Origin of the sequence: Phytoactinopolyspora mesophila, from assembly GCF_010122465.1 — a bacterium.
In the GTDB taxonomy this organism is placed as follows: domain Bacteria; phylum Actinomycetota; class Actinomycetes; order Jiangellales; family Jiangellaceae; genus Phytoactinopolyspora; species Phytoactinopolyspora mesophila.
In genome coordinates, this window is record NZ_WLZY01000001.1 from 104,739 (window position 1) to 127,686 (window position 22,948).

At 65.9% G+C, this 22,948-nt stretch carries 22 protein-coding genes; 18 read left to right on the forward strand and 4 right to left on the reverse strand.

Features of this window, described 5'->3' with window-relative positions; genetic code table 11:
- Positions 1-74: 74 nt before the first annotated feature.
- The 6 genes from rapZ to F7O44_RS00445 all read left to right on the forward strand — a co-directional run bounded on the left by rapZ (position 75) and on the right by F7O44_RS00445 (position 5,500).
- Positions 75-968, forward strand: coding sequence for an RNase adapter RapZ (gene rapZ / locus F7O44_RS00420; protein WP_222850918.1), 894 nt, complete (start codon positions 75-77; stop codon positions 966-968).
- 18 nt (positions 969-986) lie between these two features.
- Entirely contained in the window at positions 987-2,018 is a 1,032-nt protein-coding gene (locus F7O44_RS00425) for a gluconeogenesis factor YvcK family protein (protein WP_162448236.1), read from the forward strand.
- The gene (gene whiA, locus F7O44_RS00430) at positions 2,009-2,989 is read left to right on the forward strand and encodes a DNA-binding protein WhiA (RefSeq protein ID WP_162448237.1); all 981 of its coding nucleotides are present in this window, start codon (positions 2,009-2,011) and stop codon (positions 2,987-2,989) included. Before F7O44_RS00425 ends, whiA begins: the two co-directional genes overlap by 10 nt.
- Entirely contained in the window at positions 2,986-3,708 is a 723-nt protein-coding gene (locus F7O44_RS00435; protein ID WP_162448238.1) for a hypothetical protein, read from the forward strand. The genes whiA and F7O44_RS00435 overlap by 4 nt, the downstream gene beginning before the upstream one ends.
- Before the next feature lie 257 nt (positions 3,709-3,965).
- On the forward strand, positions 3,966-4,610 hold the full coding sequence (locus F7O44_RS00440; RefSeq protein WP_162448239.1) for a sigma-70 family RNA polymerase sigma factor: 645 nt from the start codon (positions 3,966-3,968) through the stop codon (positions 4,608-4,610).
- On the forward strand, positions 4,607-5,500 hold the full coding sequence (locus F7O44_RS00445) for a hypothetical protein (RefSeq protein WP_162448240.1): 894 nt from the start codon (positions 4,607-4,609) through the stop codon (positions 5,498-5,500). Before F7O44_RS00440 ends, F7O44_RS00445 begins: the two co-directional genes overlap by 4 nt.
- A gap of 283 nt (positions 5,501-5,783) precedes the next feature.
- Here F7O44_RS00445 and F7O44_RS00450 read toward each other — a convergent pair whose 3' ends face one another.
- From F7O44_RS00450 to F7O44_RS00460, 3 genes are read right to left on the reverse strand one after another with little or no spacing between them, the layout of a single operon-like run.
- The gene (locus F7O44_RS00450) at positions 5,784-6,461 is read right to left on the reverse strand and encodes a response regulator (RefSeq protein WP_162448241.1); all 678 of its coding nucleotides are present in this window, start codon (positions 6,459-6,461) and stop codon (positions 5,784-5,786) included.
- The gene (locus F7O44_RS00455) at positions 6,458-8,149 is read right to left on the reverse strand and encodes a sensor histidine kinase (RefSeq protein WP_162448242.1); all 1,692 of its coding nucleotides are present in this window, start codon (positions 8,147-8,149) and stop codon (positions 6,458-6,460) included. Before F7O44_RS00455 ends, F7O44_RS00450 begins: the two co-directional genes overlap by 4 nt.
- Before the next feature lie 48 nt (positions 8,150-8,197).
- Positions 8,198-9,835, reverse strand: coding sequence for an SLC13 family permease (locus F7O44_RS00460; protein WP_222850919.1), 1,638 nt, complete (start codon positions 9,833-9,835; stop codon positions 8,198-8,200).
- Positions 9,836-10,053: 218 nt separating this feature from the next.
- Between F7O44_RS00460 and gap the strand changes: the two genes are divergently transcribed.
- The 5 genes from gap to F7O44_RS00485 all read left to right on the forward strand — a co-directional run bounded on the left by gap (position 10,054) and on the right by F7O44_RS00485 (position 13,757).
- Positions 10,054-11,055, forward strand: a complete 1,002-nt coding sequence (gene gap, locus F7O44_RS00465; RefSeq protein ID WP_162448244.1) for a type I glyceraldehyde-3-phosphate dehydrogenase — start codon at positions 10,054-10,056, stop codon at positions 11,053-11,055.
- 21 nt (positions 11,056-11,076) lie between these two features.
- Complete coding sequence (locus F7O44_RS00470; RefSeq protein ID WP_162449235.1) at positions 11,077-12,267, forward strand: phosphoglycerate kinase; 1,191 nt, start codon at positions 11,077-11,079, stop codon at positions 12,265-12,267.
- 30 nt (positions 12,268-12,297) lie between these two features.
- A complete protein-coding gene (gene tpiA, locus F7O44_RS00475) occupies positions 12,298-13,053 on the forward strand; it encodes a triose-phosphate isomerase (protein WP_162449236.1) in 756 nt (251 codons plus the stop codon).
- A 64-nt stretch (positions 13,054-13,117) separates the two neighbouring features.
- Entirely contained in the window at positions 13,118-13,342 is a 225-nt protein-coding gene (gene secG / locus F7O44_RS00480) for a preprotein translocase subunit SecG (RefSeq protein WP_162448245.1), read from the forward strand.
- 73 nt (positions 13,343-13,415) lie between these two features.
- Positions 13,416-13,757 carry an RNA polymerase-binding protein RbpA gene (locus F7O44_RS00485; protein ID WP_162448246.1) on the forward strand — a complete coding sequence of 114 codons (342 nt, stop codon included), beginning with the start codon at positions 13,416-13,418 and terminating at the stop codon, positions 13,755-13,757.
- Between the two features lie 207 nt (positions 13,758-13,964).
- Here the strand turns inward: F7O44_RS00485 and F7O44_RS00490 are convergent, their stop codons facing one another.
- Positions 13,965-15,524, reverse strand: a complete 1,560-nt coding sequence (locus F7O44_RS00490) for a SulP family inorganic anion transporter (RefSeq protein WP_162448247.1) — start codon at positions 15,522-15,524, stop codon at positions 13,965-13,967.
- Between the two features lie 189 nt (positions 15,525-15,713).
- Between F7O44_RS00490 and F7O44_RS00495 the strand changes: the two genes are divergently transcribed.
- The 7 genes from F7O44_RS00495 to F7O44_RS00525 all read left to right on the forward strand — a co-directional run bounded on the left by F7O44_RS00495 (position 15,714) and on the right by F7O44_RS00525 (position 22,905).
- On the forward strand, positions 15,714-16,595 hold the full coding sequence (locus tag F7O44_RS00495; RefSeq protein ID WP_162448248.1) for a MurR/RpiR family transcriptional regulator: 882 nt from the start codon (positions 15,714-15,716) through the stop codon (positions 16,593-16,595).
- Positions 16,596-16,757: 162 nt separating this feature from the next.
- Positions 16,758-18,068 (forward strand): ABC transporter substrate-binding protein, encoded by a 1,311-nt coding sequence (locus tag F7O44_RS00500; RefSeq protein WP_162448249.1) that lies wholly within the window; start codon positions 16,758-16,760, stop codon positions 18,066-18,068.
- A 9-nt stretch (positions 18,069-18,077) separates the two neighbouring features.
- The gene (locus tag F7O44_RS00505; protein ID WP_222850921.1) at positions 18,078-19,058 is read left to right on the forward strand and encodes a carbohydrate ABC transporter permease; all 981 of its coding nucleotides are present in this window, start codon (positions 18,078-18,080) and stop codon (positions 19,056-19,058) included.
- 7 nt (positions 19,059-19,065) lie between these two features.
- Entirely contained in the window at positions 19,066-19,956 is an 891-nt protein-coding gene (locus F7O44_RS00510) for a carbohydrate ABC transporter permease (RefSeq protein ID WP_222850922.1), read from the forward strand.
- Positions 19,953-20,768, forward strand: coding sequence for an HAD-IA family hydrolase (locus F7O44_RS00515; RefSeq protein ID WP_162448250.1), 816 nt, complete (start codon positions 19,953-19,955; stop codon positions 20,766-20,768). The genes F7O44_RS00510 and F7O44_RS00515 overlap by 4 nt, the downstream gene beginning before the upstream one ends.
- A 70-nt stretch (positions 20,769-20,838) precedes the next feature.
- Positions 20,839-21,789: an endonuclease/exonuclease/phosphatase family protein gene (locus tag F7O44_RS00520; RefSeq protein ID WP_162448251.1), complete on the forward strand. Its 951-nt coding sequence runs from the start codon at positions 20,839-20,841 to the stop codon at positions 21,787-21,789.
- Positions 21,790-21,963: 174 nt separating this feature from the next.
- Entirely contained in the window at positions 21,964-22,905 is a 942-nt protein-coding gene (locus F7O44_RS00525; protein ID WP_162448252.1) for an endonuclease/exonuclease/phosphatase family protein, read from the forward strand.
- The last annotated feature ends 43 nt before the right edge of the window (positions 22,906-22,948 follow it).

Here is a 22,948-nt window from a genome sequence, read left to right on the forward strand (position 1 = left end):
TCGTGCGCGTGGCGGTGGAAGCTGGAATCATGGCGGCCTGCGGTTCGTATGGTTGATAACGGGGGAGGAATTAGGTGGCAGAGAAGGATGAGCCTCAGGAAGTGGGTGCCGTTGCCGTGCCCGAGGTGCTGATCGTGACCGGAATGTCCGGGGCCGGTAAGACCGCCGCGACGGCGGCGCTCGACGACCTCGGGTGGTTCGTGGTCGACAACCTGCCGCCGGCGTTGTTGATGGACCTCGTGTCGATGGTGGGCAAAGACGAGGACATCCGCCGTCTCGCCGTCGTCGCCGACGTACGCGGCGGCGCCTTCTTCGGTGAACTCCGCGGCGCGTTGGAAGCGATGACCGAGCAAGGTGTGCGGCCTTCGGTGCTGTTCCTGGAAGCCAGCGACGAAGTCCTGGTGCGCAGGTTCGAATCGGCGCGTCGCCCGCATCCGCTTCAAGGGGGCGGACGTGTGGTGGAGGCGATCGAACGAGAGCGGGCAGAGCTGGCCACGCTGCGCGGTGGGGCCGACGTCGTCATCGACACGTCGTTGCTCAACATCCACGAGTTCGGCGCACGGATTCGCACGGCATTCGCCGGTGAGGAACTGGGGTTGCGAGCGGTGATCGTGTCGTTCGGGTTCAAGTACGGCTTGCCGGTCGACGCCGATCTGGTCGCGGACATGAGGTTCCTGCCCAACCCGCACTGGGTTCCCGAACTGCAGCCGCAGACGGGCCTGGACGCCGACGTGAGCGACTATGTCCTGAATCAGCCCGGGGCTGAAGACTTCCTCGACCGCTACAGCGAACTCGTCGGCGTTGTGTCACAGGGGTACCTGCGCGAGGGAAAGCGATTCGTGACCATCGGCATCGGATGTACCGGCGGGAAACACCGCAGCGTCGCGATGAGCGAGGCGCTGGCGATCCGCCTGCGTCAGCGAGGAGTCGAGACCTTGGTCGCGCACCGCGATCTCGGCCGCGAGTGATAGGACCCCGTCCTGACCATGGACACACTGGCAGGTCCGAAGGTTGTCGCCCTTGGAGGCGGTCACGGCCTGGCGGCTTCGCTGGCCGCACTGCGCCGGATGGCCGGACGGCTGACCGCGGTGGTCACCGTCGCCGACGACGGCGGATCCAGCGGCCGGTTGCGGCGTGAGCTCGGTGTTCTTCCGCCGGGGGATCTGCGGATGGCGCTGGCGGCGCTGTGCGGCGACGACGACTGGGGCCGCACCTGGGCCAGGGTGCTCCAGCACCGCTTCAGCGGCGGTGAGCTGCACAATCACGCTGCCGGAAACCTGCTGATCGTCGCTCTGTGGGATCTGCTGGGTGGTCAGTACGGGACGGCACGCCGGCCACCCGAAGATGGCCTCGCCGGTTCCAGCGGCCATTTGATCGAGGGACTGGACTGGGTCGCGAGGCTCCTCGGGGCCCAGGGCCGGGTACTGCCGATGGCGCTGGTTCCGATGAACATCGAAGCGCTGGTGGGAAGTTCGCGCCGGTCGGCCAACGGCTACCGTGATATCCGGACCGTTTCCGGGCAACACGCGGTAGCCACCGTGGACGGCGATGTGGTCGCGGTCGGTTTGACGCCGCCGGATCCACCGGCCTGTCCGGAGACGCTGGCCGCGATCGCTGAGGCCGAGTGGGTCGTCATGGGGCCTGGATCCTGGTTCAGCAGCGTGATACCTCACTTGCTCGTCCCCGAGTTGCGGGAGGCGCTCGTGACCACGCCTGCACTACGAGCGATCACGCTGAACCTGACGCCGGAGGGTGGTGAGACCTCGAACTTCACCCCGGAGATGCACCTCGAGGTGCTCGGCGCCTACGCCCCGGACCTGCGGATCGATCTCGTCGTGGCCGACCGCGGTTCGGTTCCGGACGAGCCGTTGCTGCGCCGGGTAGCCGCCGAGATGGGAGCCGAACTGGTGATCGCCGACGTCGCGGCGCCGGACGGCTCATCCAGACACGACCCCGAGTTGCTGGGAGGGACGTTCGTTCAGACCCTCGGGCGTGGCAGGATCGAACCATGGCGATGACAGCTTCGGTGAAGGACGAGTTGGCTCGCCTCGACGTGACCAAGACGTGCTGCCGGAAGGCAGAGGTGTCGGCACTGCTGCGTTTCGGTGGTGGACTGCACATAGTCAGCGGCAAGATCGTCATCGAGGCAGAGCTTGATACGGGGGTCGTGGCCCGCCGGCTGCGGCGTGACATAGCCGACGTGTTCGGACATGAAAGCGAGTTGGCGACGGTCGCCGCGGGGGGATTGCGCAAGGGGACTGGCTTCATGGTGAGAGTGGCCCGCGACGGTGAGCACCTGGCTCGCCAGACCGGCCTGATCGACGGCAGCGGGCGACCGGTCCGGGGCCTGCCACCGCAGGTGGTGAATGGTGCTACCTGTGACGCCGAGGCGGCGTGGAGGGGCGCGTTCCTGGCCCACGGGTCGCTGACCGAGCCGGGCCGTTCGTCGTCGCTGGAAGTGACCTGTCCGGGACCGGAGGCGGCGCTGGCGCTGGTGGGCGCGGCCCGGCGCCTGGGTATCCAGGTCAAGGCCCGGGATGTGCGGGGGACCGACCGGGTGGTGGTGCGCGACGGCGAGGCCATTGGAGCGCTGCTGACCCGCATCGGAGCCCATGACAGCGTGCTGGCCTGGGAAGAGCGGCGGATGCGCCGGGAGGTCCGGGCTACCGCCAACCGGCTCGCCAATTTCGACGACGCGAACCTGCGGCGCTCGGCTCGGGCAGCCGTGGCGGCCGGCGCTCGGGTCGAGCGTGCGCTCGAAGTACTCGGCGACGATGTCCCCGATCATCTGCGCAAAGCCGGTGAGCTGCGCCTGAAACACAAACAGGCGAGTTTGGAAGAGCTCGGTCAGCTCTCGGACCCGCCGATGACGAAGGACGCGGTGGCCGGGCGGATCCGGCGGCTGCTGGCGATGGCTGATCGAAAAGCATCCGATCTGGGTATACCCGGCACCGAATCGAGCCTGACGTCGGACATGCTTGCACCATGAGACCGTGGCTCGCGGTGCTCGTCACAGCGTGGCTGGCGCTGACCGGATGTACCGGCGACGAGCCCGCGGACGGGCAACCTGGCGGCGCCTCCTCCAATCCGGATGGCGGTGTACTGCCTACCAGTACGGCGCCGCCGATCGAGCACGTACAACAGGTTCTCGACGACGCGCGGCTGACCGAGCAGCAGCTCGGCATGGCTGCCGACGAGTCCTACCGGCGTGAGTCGGGGCTGCAGACCCCCACGTTCGCGTACTGCGGCGACCACGCCGACCCCGTGGATCAGCTACGTCTGGCGCGCACGCAGCGGTGGTGGAAGAACGACGCCTGGCCGTGGCCTGATGAAGGCGGATATACCGTTGGCGTGGAGATCGTCTACTACGAGCCGGGTGGCGTCGAGCAGACCATGGAGGCGTTCGGCCAGGTCCCCGAGCGGTGCCCCGAGGCCCACTATGCCAGTGGAACCACCGCGACCTTCGCTGCTACTCAGCTGCCGGCATCGTTTCCGGCGGGCGCGGTTGCGCTCGAAGACGAGTGGACCTATCCGGAAGGCGCCAAGGCGCCAGGACTGATCGTCGCGATTCCGGCAGGCGACGTCCTGGGGTTTCTGTATATCCGCGGCCACGAGGCGACAGTGCATCAGCGTGCTGACGAGCTGGCCCGGCGACTGGCCGGCAACGTAGCCGAGGCGGATGCGTTGATCAAGGAACTGCGCCCGTAGGCGGCATTTCCGCTGGCGTGGGTGTCAGCTACTCGCTGCCGCGGTCCTCCGCGTTCGCAATATGGTCCAGAATATGGACGATAGATGCTTGTTGAATGTTTCTTCCAGCAATCCGTACCCTTCGGGACATCCTGTGCGATTACTCGAATGAGAGTTCGCGCAATAGGGCGTTGGATCGTGAGTGGGGTCGGACGCCTGGAGGGCGAGGCAAAGGCTGGGCGTCGCACGGGGGGTTCGTGTGACGACTGACTTTCGGCGTGGCCATCCAGGGTGTCCGGGCACACGAGCCCGACGACTCCCTCATTGGTCGATCTCTCAGGCAGAGCAGCGCTCAAGGGGAGGCTCAGCTGTCGCTCGGCGAAGAATTCGATGCTGTGCTCGGCGCGGCGCGCACAGGCGCGCCGTGGGCATTTGAGCGCATTTACGGTGATTTGGCACCCGCCGTTGCCGGCTATGCCCGGATGCAAGGCTCCGCTGAGCCGGAAGACCTGTGCAGCGACGTGTTCATGGGGGTCTTCGCGGGCCTCCCGTCGTTCTCCGGATCCGAGAAACAGTTCCGGTCCTGGGTGTTCACCATCGCCCACCGCCGTTTGGTCGACGAACGGCGGCGCAGGTCACGTCGGCACAGCACACCCATCGCCGACGTGGAGGCCTTCGACCGCCCGGGCGGCGACGTCGAGGAAGATGCGCTCGACGTGCTCGGAAAACGTCGCGTGCACGCATTGTGCGCGGAACTGTCCGGCGATCAGCGCGAGGTGTTGCTGCTGCGCGTCGTTGCCGACCTGACGGTCGAACAGGTCGCCCAGGTCGTGGGCAAGTCGCCTGGTGCGATCAAAGCGTTGCAGCGGCGAGGGCTCACCGCGCTCCGGAAGAAGTTGTCGCGGGAGGGCGTAACCCTATGAGCCGCTCCAGCGATGACGTTAACGAGATGCGTTCATTCCCGGTGATCGACGACGCCACCGCTGAGGTCATCCTCAGCGGCGACACAGTGGCGCCCGAACACTCGTCGTTGGCGGAGGCCGCGCGGGCGATTCGCCGGACCGCGGACCAGCCGGTCCGGCCCAGTGCTGAGCTCGCCCGGCGGATGGCCTCGGGTCAGTTCCACGATGTCGCCGCTGCGCGGTATCCGGCCCGGCGCCGCGGATGGGTGCGCGACATTGTGGCGGCAGCAGGTCCGCGAGCACGCTGGGCCGCCGGCGTGGCAATCGTTTTCACCGGGCTCTCAGGGGCGGTGGCAGCGGGTGCTTTCCCGGATGCCGTGCAGGACCGGGTCCAAACCGTCGTCGAGGCCGTCACGCCGATCAAATTCACCGACGGGGAACACACGGGCGGCGAGATCGCGGAGAACGAGACGGGCGACATCACCGAAGCGCCGGGGAAGAACCCCGCGGGATCACCAGATGGTTCGGGACCAGAGGATCCGGGTGAGCATGGCCGGGAAAATCGGCCGGAGGATCCGGGTGAGCATGGTCGGGAAAATCGGCCGGAGGATCCGGGTGAGCATGGTCGGGAAAATCGGCCGGAGGATCCGGGTGGGCATGGTCGGGAAAATCGGCCGGAGGATCCGGGTGAGCATGGTCGGGAGAACCGGCCGGAGGATCCGGGTGAGCATGGTCGGGAGAACCGGCCGGAGGATCCGGGTGAGCATGGCCGGGAAAATCGGCCGGAGGATCCGGGTGAGCATGGCCGGGAGAACCGGCCAGCTGGTTCGGAGGAGAACGGCCGGCAGAACCAGGGCGGTATCCCGGAGTCACCACCACACAAGACCGACCGTCCTGACCGGGGGAGTTGACCCCGATCAGGACGGCGACCAACGCCCGACGCGCTAACCCCCACCACGCGTCGGGTCATGTTGCGGCCCTGGTTTATCCCCTTGGGCCGGGGCCGCAACCCCTTACCTCCCATCGACCCACCCCACCCTCGTCGGTGATCGACAGTGCGCTGTGGTCGTTGGGCCGCAGCCACACTCCACTGTCGATCACCAATGAGCGACCACAGCGCACTGTCGATCACCGACGAGGGTGGGGGTGATGTGGGGTGGGGGTGATGTGGGGTGGGGGTGATGTGGGGTTGGTTCAGGAGGCGGTCCATCGGTAAAGCTGCTCAGGACGGCCGGTCTGCCCGTAGCGCGGCTCCCGGGAGACCGAGCCCTTCTCGACGAGAAACTCGAGGTATCGCCGGGCCGTGACACGCGCGGTCCCGAGCAGCTCGCCCATTTCGCTGGCCGAGAGGCCGTGTGAGGCTCGGCGGAGTTGCGTTGTCACCGCCTCGAGCGTTTCCGTGCTCATGCCCTTCGGCAACGGCCCGCCGGCGGTGCCCCGGAGGGCGGCTAACGCGCGATCCACATCCTGTTGGGCAGCGGTGCGGCCACCCGACTGGAGGCGCTGCCGGAATTCGGCATAACGTTCCAGCTTGTCGCGGAACGCGGCGAACGTGAACGGCTTGAGCAGGTACTGCACGATGCCGTGTGCGACGGCGGACCGGACGATCTCGATGTCGTGCGCGGACGTCACGGCGATGATGTCCACTGTCCGGCCGTGCGCACGCAGGGTGCGACACACGTCGAGGCCGGTCATGTCCGGCAGATAGAAGTCCAGCAGCACGAGGTCGACGTCGTCCAGGCGGGGGAATCGCAGTGCCTCGGCGCCGCTGTGCGCGATACCCGCGACGGTGAAACCGCGCACGCGCTGGACGTAGCGTGCGTGTGCGTCGGCGATTCGTGGGTCGTCCTCCACCACCAACGTGGCGATCATGGCCCTCGCTCCAGTGTTTGGTCCAGGGCCGGCGGCTCAGGTGCGGCTGCCGGCCGATCGTCGTGGGGACGGGGCAGGCGGACGATGACGGCGGAGCCGCTTTCGTGTTCGACATACGCCTGACCGCCGTATCGGGTGACGATCTGCCGAACGAGCGCCAACCCCAGGCCGCGGCCGGGTGAGACGCGGGTATGGCCGGTGTCCTTGGTCGACCAGCCCCAGGCGAACGCATCGTCGAGATTCGCAGGGTCGAACCCTGGGCCGGAATCGCCAACCCTGATCACCAGTTCGGCCTCGTCGAGCCGCGCGGTCACGGTCACCGCGCGCGGGGGCGGTCCGGTAGCCGCGGCATCCATCGCGTTGTCGACCAGGTTGCCGACGAGTGTGACCAGCTCCCGGGACGGGAGAAACGTATCCGGGACCACAGTGTCGGGAGTGACCGTGAAATCGATGCCGCGCTGATGTGCCTGCGCGGCTTTGCCGAGAAGCAGTGCGGACAGCGCCGGTTCGGTCACCGCGCCGATGAGCTGATCGGCGAGTTGCTGGGTGGACTCGAGTTCGGCCGTGGCGAATTCGACGGCGCGTTCCGGCTCGCCCATTTCGACCATGGTGATGACGGTGTGCAATCGGTTGGCGGCTTCATGGGCCTGAGCCCGGAGCGCGTCGGCGAATCCGCGCGCCGATTCGAGTTCACCCGTCAGCGATTCCAGCTCGGTATGGTCACGCAGCGTGACGACGGCCCCGAGTTCCCGGCCGTCCTTCGAGGTGCGCTGCTGGTTGACGACAAGCACGCGGTCACCGAAGACGTGGAGCTGGTCGCTGACCGGCTCGCCCGCCGTGAGTGTGTCGGCTAACGCGCCGGTGATTCCGAGTTCTCGGACGGTTCGGCCTTCGTGATCGTCGGGTAGGCCAAGCAGGTGGACGGCCTCGTCGTTGGCGAGCACCACCTCGGCATCGGCGTTGAGCACGAGCAGTCCCTCCCGGACCGAGTGCAATACCGCCTCGTGGTGCTCGTACATCCGGGTGATCTCCACGGGTCCTAGTCCCAGCGTCTGCCGGTCGAGCCGGCGGCTGATAGCCAGTGAACCGAGCGCGGCCACGCCGAGTGCGAGCAGCGCAATGCCGATGATGGAGAACAGTCTGGGGCGGAGCTCGTCCCAGATCCTGTCCTGGAGAATCCCGATGGATAGCAGGGCCGCCGGCTCGGCGTCGGCCTCGAGGTAGATCGGAACGACGGCGCGAACGGACGGACCGAGTGTTCCCTGGTAGGTCTCGGTCAAACTCTGTCCGGCCAGCGCGGGCTCCACGGTGCCGAGGAACTGCTCGCCGATTCGGTCCGGGGTCGGGTGCGAGTATCTGGTGCGGTCGGTGCCCATGAACACGATGAAGTCGGTGCCGGTGGCCACCCGGACCGACTCGGCCAGCGGTTGCAGCGAGGCGGCCGGATTGCCGTCGGCGAGAGCCGTGTGCACGTCCGGGAGTTCGGCCAGTGCGTGAGCCAAACTCAGGGCACGACGCTCTGCTTCCGCCTCGCTGTCATGGCGGGCGTTGAGGTAGGCGAGAACCCCTCCGGCGATGACAAGGAGGAGAATCAGCGCCAGTTGGAGGGCGAAGAGCTGTTGCGCCAGGCTCCTCGGGAGCAGGGACCGCGCCCGTCCGGGGACGCGATCCCTGAGCCGCGTGTTCATGCGTTCAAGTGTGGCAGGAAGCGGGCACACGGGGTCCGGCTTCTCGATTCAGAAGCTGATTCCCATCGCCCAAGCGCCCAGCAGCATCACAGCGCCGGTGATCAGCACGACACCGATCAGGTTGAGCCAGAACCCGGCCCGGATCATCTGGCCCATCGTCACCCGGCCGGTTCCGAAGATGATCGCGTTCGGCGGGGTGCCGACCGGAAGCATGAAGCTGCAGGTAGCGGCGATGGCTGCGGGCACCAGCAGAAGGAGCGGGTCGAGGCCCAGTCCGACCGCCACTCCACCCAGGACCGGCAGGAAGGTTGCTGCGGTGGCGGTGTTGCTGGTCAGTTCTGTCAAGAGAAGCACGACGAGGCAGATGGCCGCGATGAGCAAGACCGTGGGCAGCCCACCGAGTTCGCCGACCTTGATGCCGATGTACGTGCTCAGTTCGGTGTCCTGGACTGCTTTGGCCAAACTCAGGCCGCCGCCGAACAGCAGCAGCACGCCCCACGGAATGCCGGCTTGAGCCGTGCGCCAGTCGAGTGTTCCTTCGGCTCGCCGGAACGACGTCGGGATCAAGAACAGAGCGACGGCGGCTGCGATGGCGATACTGGCATCACTCAGGTTGGCCATGAACGGCAACGCCGAGGTCAGCGGTTCGAAGCCGGTGATCTGCTCCCGGAACACCCACAGAGCGGCCGTGCCGACGAAGATGACCAGCACGTTCCACTCGCCGCGTGACATCCGGCCCAGCTTGCTCAGCTCACTCTGGATGACCTGCCGGCCCCCGGCGATCTCGGCAATCTTCGTCGGGTAGAACACCCGGGTGAGCAGGACCCAGGCGATCGCCAGGAAGACGGCCGACAATGGCACGCCGATCTTCATCCAGTCCGCGAAGCTGATCGAGAAGCCGTAGTTCTGTTCCACGAAGCCGGCCATGATCAGATTCGGCGGGCTGCCGATCAACGTCGACGTACCGCCGATGGTGGCGGCATACGCGATCGCGAGGATGAGGCAGACGCCGAAGTTGCGGACGTTCTTTCTCGACTCCTCGCTGCCATCGCCGGTTCCTACCAACGCCAGCACACTGATCCCGATCGGGATCATCATCAGCGTGGTGGCGGTGTTGCTGACCCACATACTCAGGAACCACGTAGCGATCATCACGCCGAGCACGATCTGGCGGGGTTTGGTGCCGACGATGCGCATCGCGTGCAGCGCGATCCGTTTGTGCAGGTTCCATTTCTGCATCGCGAGCGCGATCATGAATCCGCCCATGAACAGGAACACGGTCGGCGAGGCGTACGGCGCCGCTGCGTCTTCCATTTCCAGGACGCCGAGTAGCGGGAACGCGACGAGCGGAACAAGTGCGGTGGTGGCCAGCGGAAGTGCCTCCGTCATCCACCACACGGCGACGAGCACCGCAACTGCGGCGGTCGTGCGGGCCGGGTTCGACAGGTCCGCGTCTACTGGCAGCAGCACGTAGGTCATCACGGCCAATACCGGGCCCAGAACCCGGCCGATCCAGAGCCGCCGCGGGGACAGCTGGGATTCGTTGGCGCCGGGCCGGGGTCCCGCCGAGGCGCGCGCCTGTGTCTCCACGTCTTCGGGTGTGTCGTGCTGGGCATCGAGCGGGTGGTCCTCTGTCGGGCTGGTCGTCCTCGTGCCGATAGCCATGATGACCCTCCGGGGCAACATCGTGTTCACCTGGGAGTTACTGAACGGATGCCGCAGATGTTGCCCAGGTCACACTAGAGTGTCGTGGTTGTGTTCTTAACGGTCGTGAGAAGTTGGTGTGACCCGTGATGACGCATGCTTTGCGGGTATGCCTTAAGGTCTGTTGCGGGTCACCACGACGGGGTGGACGACCACGGCACGTAAAACACCCTGAGACGTGAGAAGGAGAGTGATCCACCGTGACCGTTCGTGTAGGGATCAACGGATTCGGACGAATCGGACGCAACTACTCCCGTGCTCTGCTGGCGCAGGGCTCGGACATCGAGATCGTCGCTGTCAACGACCTCACCGACGCCAAGTCGCTGGCGCACCTGTTCAAGTACGACTCCATTCTGGGTGTTCAGAAGGACGTGACCGCCGGAGACGACACGATCAGTGCCGGCGGTCAGACCTTCAAGGTGCTGGCTGAGCGTGACCCCGCCAACCTGCCGTGGAAAGACCTCGGCGTTGACATCGTGATCGAGTCCACCGGGTTCTTCACCGACGCCACCAAGGCGAAGGCGCACCTCGACGCCGGCGCCAAGAAGGTCATCATCTCTGCGCCCGCGTCCAACGAAGACGGCACGTTCGTCCTCGGCGCGAACCACCAGGACTACGACCCCGCCGCGCACCACGTCGTCTCCATGGCGTCGTGCACCACGAACTGCCTCGCGCCGATGGCGAAGGTGCTGAACGACTCGTTCGGGCTGGAGCGCGGCCTGATGACCACGATCCACGCGTACACCGCTGACCAGAACCTGCAGGACGGCCCGCACAAGGACCTGCGCCGGGCGCGTGCCGCCGCCATCAACATGGTTCCCACCAGCACCGGTGCGGCCAAGGCCATCGGTCTGGTGCTGCCCGAGCTCAAGGGCAAGCTGGACGGCTTCGCTGTCCGGGTTCCCACGCCCACCGGCTCGGCCACCGACCTCACGGTCACGGTGAGCCGCGAGGCGTCGGTCGACGAGGTCAACTCCGCCTTCAAGGCCGCCGCCGACGGCGAGCTCAAGGGCTACCTGCGCTACACCGAGGAGCCGCTGGTTTCCTCCGACATCGTCACCGACCCGGCCTCCTGCATCTTCGACTCCGGTCTCACCCGCGTGATCGGTGACCAGGTGAAGATCGTCGGCTGGTACGACAACGAGTGGGGTTACTCCAACCGTCTTGTCGACTTCACTCGCTATGTGGGCGAGTCCCTCTGACCCGGACGGGATGTCATGGCCTTGAAGACGATCGAACGATTGGGTGAGCTGCGAGGCAGGCGTGTCCTTGTGCGCTCCGACCTCAACGTTCCTCTCGACGGCTCCACCATCACCGACGACAACCGGGTGCGGGCTTCGGTGACCACCATCAAGGAACTGGCCGAGGCTGGTGCCCGCGTGGTGGTCACCGCGCACCTGGGTCGGCCGAAGGGGACGCCGGAGCCCAAGTATTCCCTCGCGCCGGTAGCTGAACGGCTCTCCGAGCTGCTCGGCGCCGACGTCGCCTTCGCCACGGACACCGTGGGCGAGAGCGCTCAGAAAACCGTCGCCGGTCTCGGTGACGGCGGCGTCGCCGTGCTTGAGAATGTCCGGTTCGATCCGCGTGAGACCAGCAAGGACGACGCCGAGCGCGGGGCGATGGCCGACGAGCTCGCCGCCCTGGGGGACTACTTCGTATCCGACGGATTCGGAGTGGTCCACCGCAAACAGGCCAGCGTGTACGACGTCGCTCAGCGGCTGCCGCGCGCGGCCGGCCGGCTGGTCGAAGCCGAGGTCGAGGCGTTTCGCAAGGTGCTGGTCTCGCCGGAGCGGCCCTACGTCGTCGTTCTCGGCGGGTCGAAGGTGTCGGACAAGCTCGGCGTCATCGACAATCTGATCGGCAAGGTGGACCGGCTGCTCATCGGTGGCGGTATGGCGTTCACGTTCCTCGCCGCGCGGGGCTATGGCGTTGGAGGCTCGCTCCTCGAGGCCGACCAGGTGGACACGGTGCGCAAGTACCTCGAGCAGGCTGCGCAGCGCGGAGTCGAGATCGTCTTGCCGGTGGACGTCGTCGTCGCCGCCGACATCGCGGCCGACGCCGAGACATCGGTGGTCAGCGCTTCGGCAATTCCCGACGACCAAAAGGGCCTCGACATCGGGCCGGCTTCGATCGAATTGTTCAGCGGTAAGCTCGCCGATGCCAAGACCGTCGTGTGGAACGGCCCGATGGGTGTGTTCGAGCTCGCGCCGTTTGCCGCCGGAACTGCGCAGGTAGGCCGGGCCGTCTCCGAGATCGACGGTACGAGCGTGGTCGGGGGTGGCGACTCCGCCGCCGCTGTCCACAAGCTGGGCCTCGACGCGTCGGCGTTCACTCACATCTCGACCGGTGGCGGGGCGTCACTCGAATTGCTCGAAGGTAAGACCCTGCCGGGTCTTGCGGTTCTGGAGGACTGAATATTGGCAACGCCCGTTCGCCGGCCGCTGATGGCCGGCAACTGGAAGATGAACTTCAACCATCTCGAAGCGATCGCCCTCGTTCAGAAGCTGGCGTTCTCTCTCGACCCGGAGACCTTCGAGAAGATCGATGTCGCGGTGCTGCCGCCGTACACGGACATCCGCTCGGTGCAGACGCTGATCGACGGTGACAAGCTCGGCATCACCTACGGTGGTCAGGACCTGTCGGCGCACGATTCAGGTGCGTACACCGGCGAGATCTCCGGGGCCTTCCTGGCAAAGCTCGGATGCAGTTATGTGGCTGTCGGGCATTCCGAGCGGCGCCAGCACCACAGCGAGTCCGACGAGCTGGTGAACGCCAAGGTCAAGGCCGCGCTGCGCCATGAGCTCACGCCCATTCTCTGCATCGGTGAGGGGCTGGACGTGCGCCAGGCCGGTGAGCACGTCGCGCATACGCTGGCACAGCTGGCCGGCGGACTGGACGGTGTTTCCGCGGCCCAGGCGTCAACCGTTGTCGTGGCCTACGAGCCGGTGTGGGCCATCGGCACAGGTGAGGTGGCGACGCCGGATGATGCTCAGGAGATGGCCGCGGAGATCCGGACTCGCCTCAGTGAGCTTTACAACGCCGAGGTGGCTGCCGCGGTCCGGGTGCTGTACGGTGGCTCGGTGAAGGCAGCCAACGTCGGGCCGATCATGGACCAGCCGGATGTCGACGGCACGCTCGTGGGCGGGGCCAGTCTCGACGCCGACGAGTTCGCCGCGATCTGCCGCTTCGACCGTCGTTGATCGTAGAGGTAGACTTACTGGCTGCTTGACCGCCACTTGTTCGAAGAGGATGAGGCTCACCACCGTGGATGTCGTGTTTGCGATCCTGCTAGTGCTCACGAGCCTGCTGATGCTCGTGTTGATCTTGATGCACAAGGGCAAAGGCGGTGGCCTGTCCGATATGTTCGGCGGCGGTATGTCGGCCTCTGTTGGTGGCTCGTCGGTCGCTGAGCGAAACCTGGACCGCTTGACCATCGCGGTCGCGCTGGTCTGGGTTTCGTGCATCGTCGCGCTCGGGCTGATGGCATGAGGTCACGTTCGAGGACCTGACGGGGATCCTGCGCAGATAGTCACCAAGAACTCGACGTGGAGGGACCAATAAGGTGGCCGGTGGAAATGCGATCCGGGGAAGCCGGGTGGGAGCTGGCCCGATGGGGGAGGACGAGCGTGGCGATTCCGCGCCCCGCCGTCAGGTGACGTACTACTGCACTCAAGGCCACGTCAGTGCGCCGTTCTTCTCGATGGAAGCCGATGTGCCGGAGTCGTGGGACTGCCTTCGCTGTGGTTCGCCGGCTAGCCAGGATCAGGCGAACCCGCCGCCGTCGCCGCGTGCTGAGCCGTACAAGACACATCTGGCCTATGTCAAAGAACGGCGCAGCGACGAGGACGGCGCTGCCATCCTCGAGGAAGCATTGGCCGCGCTGCGGCAGCGCCGTCGGCTCTAGTCATGGTGGCGGGATGGTGAGGCCGCCACAACGAGAGAAGCCGGGAATGACCCTTCGCGCCTCGGGCGTGTGGCGGAGAAGCATGCCACACGCCCTCGTATAGCGCGCGCAGGATCATTCCCGGCTTCTCTCGTTGTTCCGCTGTCTCGTCCCACGCCCATTCCTGCGACGGCGCTCGCAGCGAACGGCGGGCGGAGCAAGTGGGCGTTAATCGGGTTCGGTGGTGACGACGCGGCAGACCGGTTCCAGGACCCGGTGGGCACGTTCGCGGGCATGCTCGGGAACGTTGTGGACTTCTACCTCGACGCCGAAGTCGCCGGCTTGCTGAGCGAAATTGCGCAACGCCATCAGTCCGGTCAGATCCAGCCGCCCGAGCCGGTGCACGTCGATGATCACTGAGGTGAGGTCGGGATGTTCGGCCAGCAGGCCGGTCAGGTGCGTTTCGAGCATCGGAGCCGAGGCGAAGTAGAGCACACCTTCCGGGTGCACGTGCAGCACACGATCGTCCAGCCGCGTCGTCACGTCGATGCGCATCTCGCGCCAGAGGTGCACAGCGAACGCGAGTGCGATCCCGATCAGTAGGCCACGCTCCACCCGCGGAGCGAGGATTAGCGTGGCCACGAATGTCGGCACCGCGACCAGGAACTGTGGACGTGAGTTGCGCCAGTACTCGCCGAAGGGTTTGAGGTCGACCAATGAGATCGCGGCGACGATCACCAGACCGGCGAGAACCGCCACCGGCAGCTGCGACAGCACATCGACGATGGGCAGCATGGCCAGGACAGTCACCCCGGTCACCGCGCCACTCCAGCGGGTCTTGGCGCCGGCATGACGGTTCAGCGCGGAGCGGGAGAACGAACCGCCGGTCGGGTAGCCGCCCGCGGCTCCAGCGGCAAGATTCGCCAAACCCTGTCCGAGGAACTCGCGGTTGGGGCTCCAGGCCTGACGGTCGGCGGCAGCGTACTTGCGGGCTATGGACGCTGGTTCGGCGAAGCCGACGAGCGCGATCAGCAACGCCGGGACGATCAACTGCGGTACCGCCTGCCACGGCAGGTCCAGTGAAACCGGCGGCATGCCGGTGGGGATGTGCCCGATCTCGGGGACGTCGATGATGCCGGTGCGGCTGGCCACGAGTGCGGCAGCGGTCGCGATGAGCACCCACGGGACGGCAGCGGATATCTTCCGCCCGGCGGCGACGATGACGATCACGGCGAAGCCGATCAGCAGGGGCGCGATGCTCCAGTTGCCGGGCTGGGACAGCGCGTCGGCGGCAGCCCGGGCCGGGTTGCCGGAGTCAGCTGGGACAGCCAGCAGGTCCGGGATCTGAGAGCCGATGATCAGCACCGCGGCGGCCACGGTGAAGCCGGTGATCACGGGTATCGACATGAAGTAGGCCAGTGCGCCCCAGCGCAGCAGGCCGAGCATCACGCGAGCTGCTCCCACCAGGATGGCCAGCACCGCCGCGTACGAGATGAAGGTGGCTGAGCCGGTCACGGCGAGCGGCGAGAGCGCGCCCAGGGTGAGCAGACTGGTCAGCGCGACCGGACCGGTTTGCAGGTAGGGCGACGAGCCGATCAGGGCGGCCGCGATCGGGGCCGCGGCCGCTGCATACAGTCCGTGGACCGGCGGCAGGCCGGCGAGTTCGGCATAGGCCAGTGATTGCGGCACGAGCACGAGCGCGACGCTGATGCCGGCGATGAGATCTCCACGCGCGGGCGGCGGAATCCGTCGTCTCATCGCCCTCGGCCGACGCTTCGGTGTCTTCACGGTCTCCATCTCGACGGGAATCGGTCGTGCTCAACGTACCCCGGGCTGCGGCCTCCGATGGCCGAGTCGAACGTCTGCGCAGGTCAACAGCGGGATAGCCGTGTCTTCCTACCGTCTTGATATGGCTTGAAGAATTTTTTCTTGACGAACCTGCCATGACGGAGTAACTTTTCGCCAGGAGGTGTCAGCATGGCTGGTCCGAAGGGCACGCTGGTTCGAATCCGCGGTCTTCTGCCGTCGCTCAACCCGGCAGAGCAGCGGGTGGGTGAGGCGGTGCTGGAGGATCCGGCCGGTGTCGCCATCGCCAGCATCACCGCACTTGCCCGTGCGGCCCGGACATCCGAGGCGACCGTGGTCCGCTTCTGCCGTTCCGCGGGGTTCTCGGGGTACGCGCAGTTGCGCCTGGCACTGGCCGTGGACGTCAGCCGCAGTGAAACGAGCACCGAGCGGCTGGTCGGCACCGATGTGGAACGATCCGATGATCTCGAACAGATCATCGGCAAGATCGCCGCCGCGGATGAGCGTGCCATCACCGAGACAGCCGATGGTCTCGACCGCGAGATCCTCGGCAAGGTCGTCGACGCGGTGAGCGCCGCGCGGCGGATCGAGCTGTTCGGTGTGGGGACATCCGGTCTGGTCATCGCCGACCTGGGGCTCAAACTGCGCCGGATCGGTCGGCAGGCGTTTGCGTGGTCGGACGTGCGTGAAGCGCTGTCGACGGCGGCACTGATGACTGATGCGGACGTCGCCATAGGGGTGTCCTACACCGGCGCCACCGGGGACACGGTCGACGCTTTGGCCGAGGCGCGGGAACGTGGGGCCACCACAGTGGCTGTCACGAACTTCGCCCGGTCGCCCATCACCGAACAAGCCGACTATGTGCTCACGACGGCGGCACGCGAAACGACCTTCCGGGTCGGGGCGATGGCCAGTCACCACGCACAGCTGACCGTCGCCGACATCCTGTTCGTCGCTGTCGCGCAGCGTTCGTACGACGACACGCTGCGCGCCCTGGAGATCACGTTCGAAGCCGTCGGCCGTCGCGGCCACGGCACGTCACGACAGTCGTAGGCAACACAAGCGGACGCGAACTCGAAAGGCCGCGCCGGTTCCGGGTGCGTGCCGACAACTGATCAGTATGCCGCGAGACGTCGTCGCGCGGAGCTCGCCAGAGGTCGATGTGTCACATCGGTGTACTGCCGACATCGATGTTCGGAGTTGAGGAGGACTCGTATGCGTAGAACAAAGAGAACAGTCTGGGCCGCACTCATCGGTGCGGCCGCCTTGTTGGTCACCGCGTGTGGACAAGACGATTCCGGCGGGACCGCGACGGAGGACTCCGAAGCGGCGCCTGAGGGCGAGACCGCTGAGTTCGACGACGTCACCATCGAGGTCTACAGCTGGCGGCCGGAGGACGCCGATGGTTACCGTGACATCTTCGACGAATTCGAAGCTCAGCACCCCGGTATCACGGTGAAATTCTCGCCGTTCAGTTCCACCGACTACGACCAGATCGTCCAGAGTGCGCTGCAGGCCGGCAGCGGGCCGGACATCATTCAGATGCGTTCGTACGAGCGAGGGCGCCAGATCTCCGACCAGGGGTACCTGGAACCGATCGGCGACCTGGCTGGCCTCGACGCGTTCGACGACGAGTACCTCGAGGCGGTCCGTGGCAGTGACGGAGAGATCTACGGGGTGCCACTGGCCCTGAACTCGGCGGTCACGCTGTACAACGTCGGAGTCTTCGAAGAGCACGGCGTCGAGGTGCCGACGACGTGGGGTGAGCTGCTCGAGGCGGCCGAGCAGTTCCAGGACGAAGGTGTGACTCCGGTAGCGCAGGCTGGTGATGCCGCCTACCTGCTGTCCTTGACGCACGCCGCCGTCGCGCCGGGGGCTTACGGACCGGACTTCATCGATCAGATTCGTTCCGGAGCGACGGACTTCACCGCGCCGGAGTTCCGGGCTTCGGTCCAGCGCATGGTCGATCTCGAGCCGTACTATCCGCCGAACTTCGTCGGTATCTCCGACGACGAGGCCCGCGGCATGTTCGCGATCGGGGACGCCGCGATGTACATCAACGGCGACTACCGCATCGCGCCGCTTCGCCAGTTGAACCCTGATTTGGAGATGGGAATCATCCCGGCCCTGCCGGACGACGCCGGCGACGAGGGTCGGCTGAGCACGTGGGTGGACGGGGCATACGCGGCCCTGGCCGACTCGGAGAACGTCGACGCGGCCCGGGTGCTGCTGGAGTACATGACCACCCAGGAGTTCGGTCAGGCATTCGCCGAGGCCTTCACCCGGACCAGCCCGGTCCCCGGGGTGCAGGTCGGCGACGAGCTGATTCAGAGCCTCATCGAGCAGAACCAACAAGGCGGCGTGCCCACGCTGTTCCACATCGACCTGGCCGGTGGCCAGCCGGACACGAAGGAAGAGTTCGAGAACGCTCTGCAAGGAATGTACGTCGACGCGCTTGAACTCGACGAGGTCGTCGAGACGGTGCAGCGCTCGGCCGAAGCCTGGTACGAACCCTTCCAGCAGTAGTGGGCGCGGATGTCGACAACGAGTACCGATGCGATGCCCCGGTGGCGCCGGATGGTTCCGGGCCGCCGGGGGACCGGCCGGAAAAGCGGGGTAGGCCCTGGGCGGTTGGTGCATCTCTTCGTGGTGCCGGCGCTGGCCGTCTACGCGCTGTTTGTCCTCTACCCGGTGATTCTGACGCTGTACAACAGCTTCTTCGAGTTCCAGGGCATGCAGCGAGGCGAGTGGACCGGCCTGGGGAACTTCACCGCACTGCTGACGACGCCGCCGCTCGACGAGCGGGTGGTCAACGCACTCGTCAACAACATCAAGATCTTCGTCTTCTCCTTCGTGCTGCAGTGCGTCGTCGGGTTCGTCGTCGCAGCATTGCTCTACCAGCACCGGCGCGGACGCGAGATCTTCAAGGCGGCGTATTTCCTGCCGAGGCTCTTGTCGCTGATCGTGATCGGTTTCCTGTGGCAGATGATCCTCAGCCCCAACATGGGCGCGCTGAATCAGCTTCTCGAAGGCATGGGCCTCGGCTGGCTGGCGCAGAACTGGCTCGGCTCGCCGTCGACCGCCTTGTACTCGGTGATCTTCGTCGAAGGCTGGTATCGGCTCGGGTTCAGCATCCTGGTCTTCCTGGCCGCGATGCAGGCGATTCCGCGGCAGGTTTTCGAGGCCGCCCGGCTGGACGGAGCGTCGGGCCTACGGGTGCTGTGGCACTTCATGTTCCCGCTCACCAGGCCGGCCTGGATGATCCTCACCGTGCTGACATTCATCTCGTCGTTCGAGATGTTCGATCTGGTCTACGCGATGCAAGGCGTGACCGGCAGCCCGTTCTACTCCAGCGACACGCTGGCGCTGCTGTTCTACCGCCTCGCCTTCGGCGGCGAGGGTGGTGCGGCGGCGATCGGGCTCGGCTCGGCGCTGGCGCTGATGCTGATCGTCGGCATGGCGCTCGTCTCCGGCCTGATGGTGTTCTTCTTCACCCGCAAGCGGGTCGACCTGTGAGGGGCGCATGGCAACCACATCCGTGACCGGCGCAGAGCGGGACACCGAAAGGCGCATGCGGCAGCAACGGCACATCGAGCGCCGTCGCCGGTTCCCTGCCCTGATCTCGTACGCCGTACTGGTGCTGTTCGCGATCATCGAGATGTATCCGATCTTCTTGATGCTGGCGAACTCGCTGAGATCCGACCTGGACATCCTGTCGAATCCGCTCGGGCTGCCGACCCAGCCGCAGTTCGGCAACTATGTCGAGATCTGGGAGCGCAGCAATTTTCCGTCGTACTTCATGAACAGTGTCTATGTCACCGGGGTGGGGCTGCTGGTCCTGCTGCTGATCTCCTCGATGGCGGCGTTCTATCTGGCCCGCTTTGACTTCCGGTGGAACAAGGCGCTGCTCATGGTCTTCCTGCTCGGCCTGACCTTGCCGCTGAAGCTGGCCGTCGTGCCGTTGTTCATGCTCATGCAGTCGCTCGATCTGCTCGACACCCGCAACGGTTTGCTCCTTGTCCTGGTGGCCGAGCGGCTGTCATTCGCGATCTTCGTGTTGTACGGCTTCTTCATCACGATGCCGCGCGAGGTCGAAGAAGCCGCGATGGTCGACGGCGCCAATGTCTGGCAGGTCTATTGGCGGGTGGTCATGCCCATGATGCGCCCGGCCCTGGCCACCGTCGCGATCGTGAGCATCGTGAGCATGTGGAACGAGTTCTTCTTCCCGCTGGTGTTCATCCGGAGCGACGAATTGCGCACCATCCCACTCGGGATGCTCACCATCGTCGGGGAGTTCAGCACCGAATGGGCGCTGTTGTTTGCTGGCCTGACACTGTCGTCGGTGCCGATGATCATCGCTTTCGTGATTCTGGCGCGCCAGTTCATGGAAGGACTGACGGAGGGAATCAGGTGACACGTCGATCGACCCGCGCGATCACCTTCGACCTGGACGACACGCTGATACGCAACGCGTTTGGCAGCTGGGTGATACCGGAGATCGCAGAACACATCACCAACGGCGATCCTGAGGCGGACGTCGCCCGGTCACTTCAGCAGCGGCACCGGAAGGCGTTGGAACGCGGTGACGCACTGGCCGCCTACGACTGGCAGGCGCACACCGACGCGCTGGCCGAGGAGGCCGGGCTCGGCGCCGGAGCGGTCGACGTCGCCGCCGTCGTGCGCCGGCATGCCGTGCCGAGCAAGGTACGACTGGTGCACGAGAAGACCATCCCGGTGTTGCGAAGCCTGCGCGATGACGGATGGCGAGTGGTGATCCTGACCAACGGATTCCGGGTCTACCAGGAGCCAGTCTTGCGTTCCACCGGCCTGTGGGACGAGGTGGACCAGGTTCTGACCACCGACGACCTCGGCTGGGCGAAACCCGATCCGCGGGCGTTCGCTGCGGCATTCGGCGGCGCGACGACGACCGTACATGTCGGTGACCGGATCGATCACGACATCCGGGGCGCCAGGGGGGCCGCGGTCACGAGTGTGCTGATGCGTCAAGACGCGCCGTTTGTCGGCCGCATGGCTGAGCTGGACCCCGATCAGCTCGCTGAGATGCGCGGATACCTGCTTGAGGCGGCGGCCGCCCAGCGGGCGGCCATACCGGCCGCCACGGAGCCCGCCGACCTGATGCCCGACGCCGTCGTCGCCGACATCGTCGAGCTGCCGCCCGTCCTGGACGAGCTCGGAAAGGAGGCCACGACCGCACGTCAGCCATGATCATTGGCTTTTGACCACCGGATCCGGTGGTCAAAAGCCAATGATCACCGGAGAGGAGAAGGAGTGTGTGATGAATCGAATCTTGCGAAGGCTCATCGTCCCCACCGCCGTCACGTTGATCACCGCGTCCGCGGTGGCCTATGCGGGCGCCAGCACCACCTCCACTGATCCGGCCGTGGCGGCCGGCCCGAAAGACATCCCGTTGCGGGTGATGTCCTACAACATCGGACATGCCCGTGGCGTGGACGGCGATGTTTCCGTGCATCGTGTCGCGCATCGTATTGCTGAGAGTGGCGCTGAGGTGGTGGCGTTGCAGGAGGTGGATGTGCATTGGAGTACGCGTAGTGATCTGCGGGATCAGGCTGCGGAGCTGGCGGATCTGCTGGATATGCACGTGTACTTTGCGCCGATCTATAGTTTTGAGCCGGGTTATGATCCGGAGAATCCGGGTGGTGAGGACAACATCCCGGCGCCGCCTGGTGCGCAGCAGCGGGCGTTCGGGTTGGCGGTGTTGAGTGAGTATCCGATTGTCTCGGCGCAGAACCATGATCTGACGCGTCGGGTGGGGCGTGGTCCGGATCGTGGTGAGGTCAAACCGATCCACGGCTTCGCCGACGTCACCGTCAACGTCAAGGGTGTGCACGTGCGGGTGTTCAGCACTCATCTCCAGGCCGGCGCCACTCAATTGGGCACCGACATTCGCACCGCGCAGGTGGCCGAGATGCTGGACATCGTCGGCGACGACCCGGCCAACGCGGTGCTGATGGGAGATCTCAACGCCGCGATCGAACCGGACAGCGTGGTGTACCGCCCGGAGATCCTGCCGCTGTTCGACGTGTTCACCGACGCGTGGGAGAAGGGCGAGGGCGCCGGCTACACCTTCCGCGCCGACAACCCGGACCGGCGTATCGACTTCGTGCTCGCCACCCCGGACATCGAGGTCGAGTCGGCGGAGGTGCTCGATATCGACGCCTCGGACCACCTTCCCGTCGTCGCTGATCTGACGCTGCGGCGGCGTTAGCCGTCGTCGTCGCCCTTATCGGTGATCGTTGCCGGATTCTTGTCGTCAAGTGCCGGTTTTCCTGACCGGAATGCCGCTTATGTGGAGCAAGAATCCGGCAACGATCACAGCAGGGTTGGGCGCTCGTCAGCTGAAGATCACTGGCTCGGTATTACCCAACGAAGGGAGAGGGCAATGAATCGTGTTCTGCGTCGGCTGGTGATCCCGGCCGTTGCTGGAGTCATGACGGTGTCCGCCGTGATGTATGCGAGCGCGGGTGCTGAGCAAGCGGAGCCGCCGGCTTCGGCTGCCGGCGGGAAAGGCGTCGAGCTGCGGGTGATGTCCTACAACATCCAGCATGCGCGCGGTGCCGATGATGATGTGAGTGTGCATCGTGTCGCGCATCGCATTGCTGAGAGTGGCGCTGAGGTGGTGGCGTTGCAGGAGGTGGATGTGCATTGGAGTACGCGTAGTGATCTGCGGGATCAGGCTGCGGAGCTGGCGGAGTTGCTGGATATGCACGTGTACTTTGCGCCGATCTATAGTTTTGAGCCGGGTTATGATCCGGAGAATCCGGGTGGTGAGGGCAACATCCCGGCGCCGCCTGGTGCGCAGCAGCGGGCGTTCGGGTTGGCGGTGTTGAGTGAGTATCCGATTGTTTCGGCGCAGAACCATGATCTGACGCGTCGGGTGGGGCGTGGTCCGGATCGTGGTGAGGTCAAGCCGATTCCGGGGTTCGCCGACGTCACGGTGAACGTCAAGGGTGTGCATGTGCGGGTGTTCAGTGCCCACCTGCAATCCGGAGCGACGGACGAGGCCGCCGAGATCCGCACTGCGCAGGTGGCTGAGATGCTGGAGATCGTCGGCGACGACCCCACCCGGACGGTGCTGATGGGCGATCTCAACGAAGACCGTTCCTGGCCGTTCGGCACCATCGAGCCGCTGTTCGACACGTTCGCCGACGCGTGGGAGCTGGGCGGTGAGGGCGACGGGCTAACCGCATACCTGCCGGAGCCCGATCGCCGGATCGACTACGTCTTGACCAGCCCGGATGTGGGCGTTGACGCGGCCGAAGTGGTGGCAAGCGAGGCATCCGACCACCTGCCGGTTGTCGCCGATCTGACGTTTCGGCGCTGACTGCCGCAATCGGGAGCCGGTGGACCGTTGACGATCTTGACCG

Bases quoted from the DNA above. Each gene is read 5' to 3' on its own strand.
- F7O44_RS00495 (WP_162448248.1), top strand. From the start codon at position 15,714: ATGGCTGGTCCGAAGGGCACGCTGGTTCGAATCCGCGGTCTTCTGCCG.
- whiA (WP_162448237.1), top strand. From the start codon at position 2,009: ATGGCGATGACAGCTTCGGTGAAGGACGAGTTGGCTCGCCTCGACGTG.
- F7O44_RS00510 (WP_222850922.1), top strand. From the start codon at position 19,066: ATGGCAACCACATCCGTGACCGGCGCAGAGCGGGACACCGAAAGGCGC.
- F7O44_RS00460 (WP_222850919.1), bottom strand. From the start codon at position 9,835: ATGTTGCCCCGGAGGGTCATCATGGCTATCGGCACGAGGACGACCAGC.
- F7O44_RS00445 (WP_162448240.1), top strand. From the start codon at position 4,607: ATGAGCCGCTCCAGCGATGACGTTAACGAGATGCGTTCATTCCCGGTG.
- tpiA (WP_162449236.1), top strand. From the start codon at position 12,298: ATGGCCGGCAACTGGAAGATGAACTTCAACCATCTCGAAGCGATCGCC.
- F7O44_RS00435 (WP_162448238.1), top strand. From the start codon at position 2,986: ATGAGACCGTGGCTCGCGGTGCTCGTCACAGCGTGGCTGGCGCTGACC.
- F7O44_RS00425 (WP_162448236.1), top strand. From the start codon at position 987: ATGGACACACTGGCAGGTCCGAAGGTTGTCGCCCTTGGAGGCGGTCAC.
- F7O44_RS00450 (WP_162448241.1), bottom strand. From the start codon at position 6,461: ATGATCGCCACGTTGGTGGTGGAGGACGACCCACGAATCGCCGACGCA.
- F7O44_RS00505 (WP_222850921.1), top strand. From the start codon at position 18,078: ATGTCGACAACGAGTACCGATGCGATGCCCCGGTGGCGCCGGATGGTT.
- F7O44_RS00525 (WP_162448252.1), top strand. From the start codon at position 21,964: ATGAATCGTGTTCTGCGTCGGCTGGTGATCCCGGCCGTTGCTGGAGTC.
- F7O44_RS00520 (WP_162448251.1), top strand. From the start codon at position 20,839: ATGAATCGAATCTTGCGAAGGCTCATCGTCCCCACCGCCGTCACGTTG.
- F7O44_RS00455 (WP_162448242.1), bottom strand. From the start codon at position 8,149: ATGAACACGCGGCTCAGGGATCGCGTCCCCGGACGGGCGCGGTCCCTG.
- F7O44_RS00500 (WP_162448249.1), top strand. From the start codon at position 16,758: ATGCGTAGAACAAAGAGAACAGTCTGGGCCGCACTCATCGGTGCGGCC.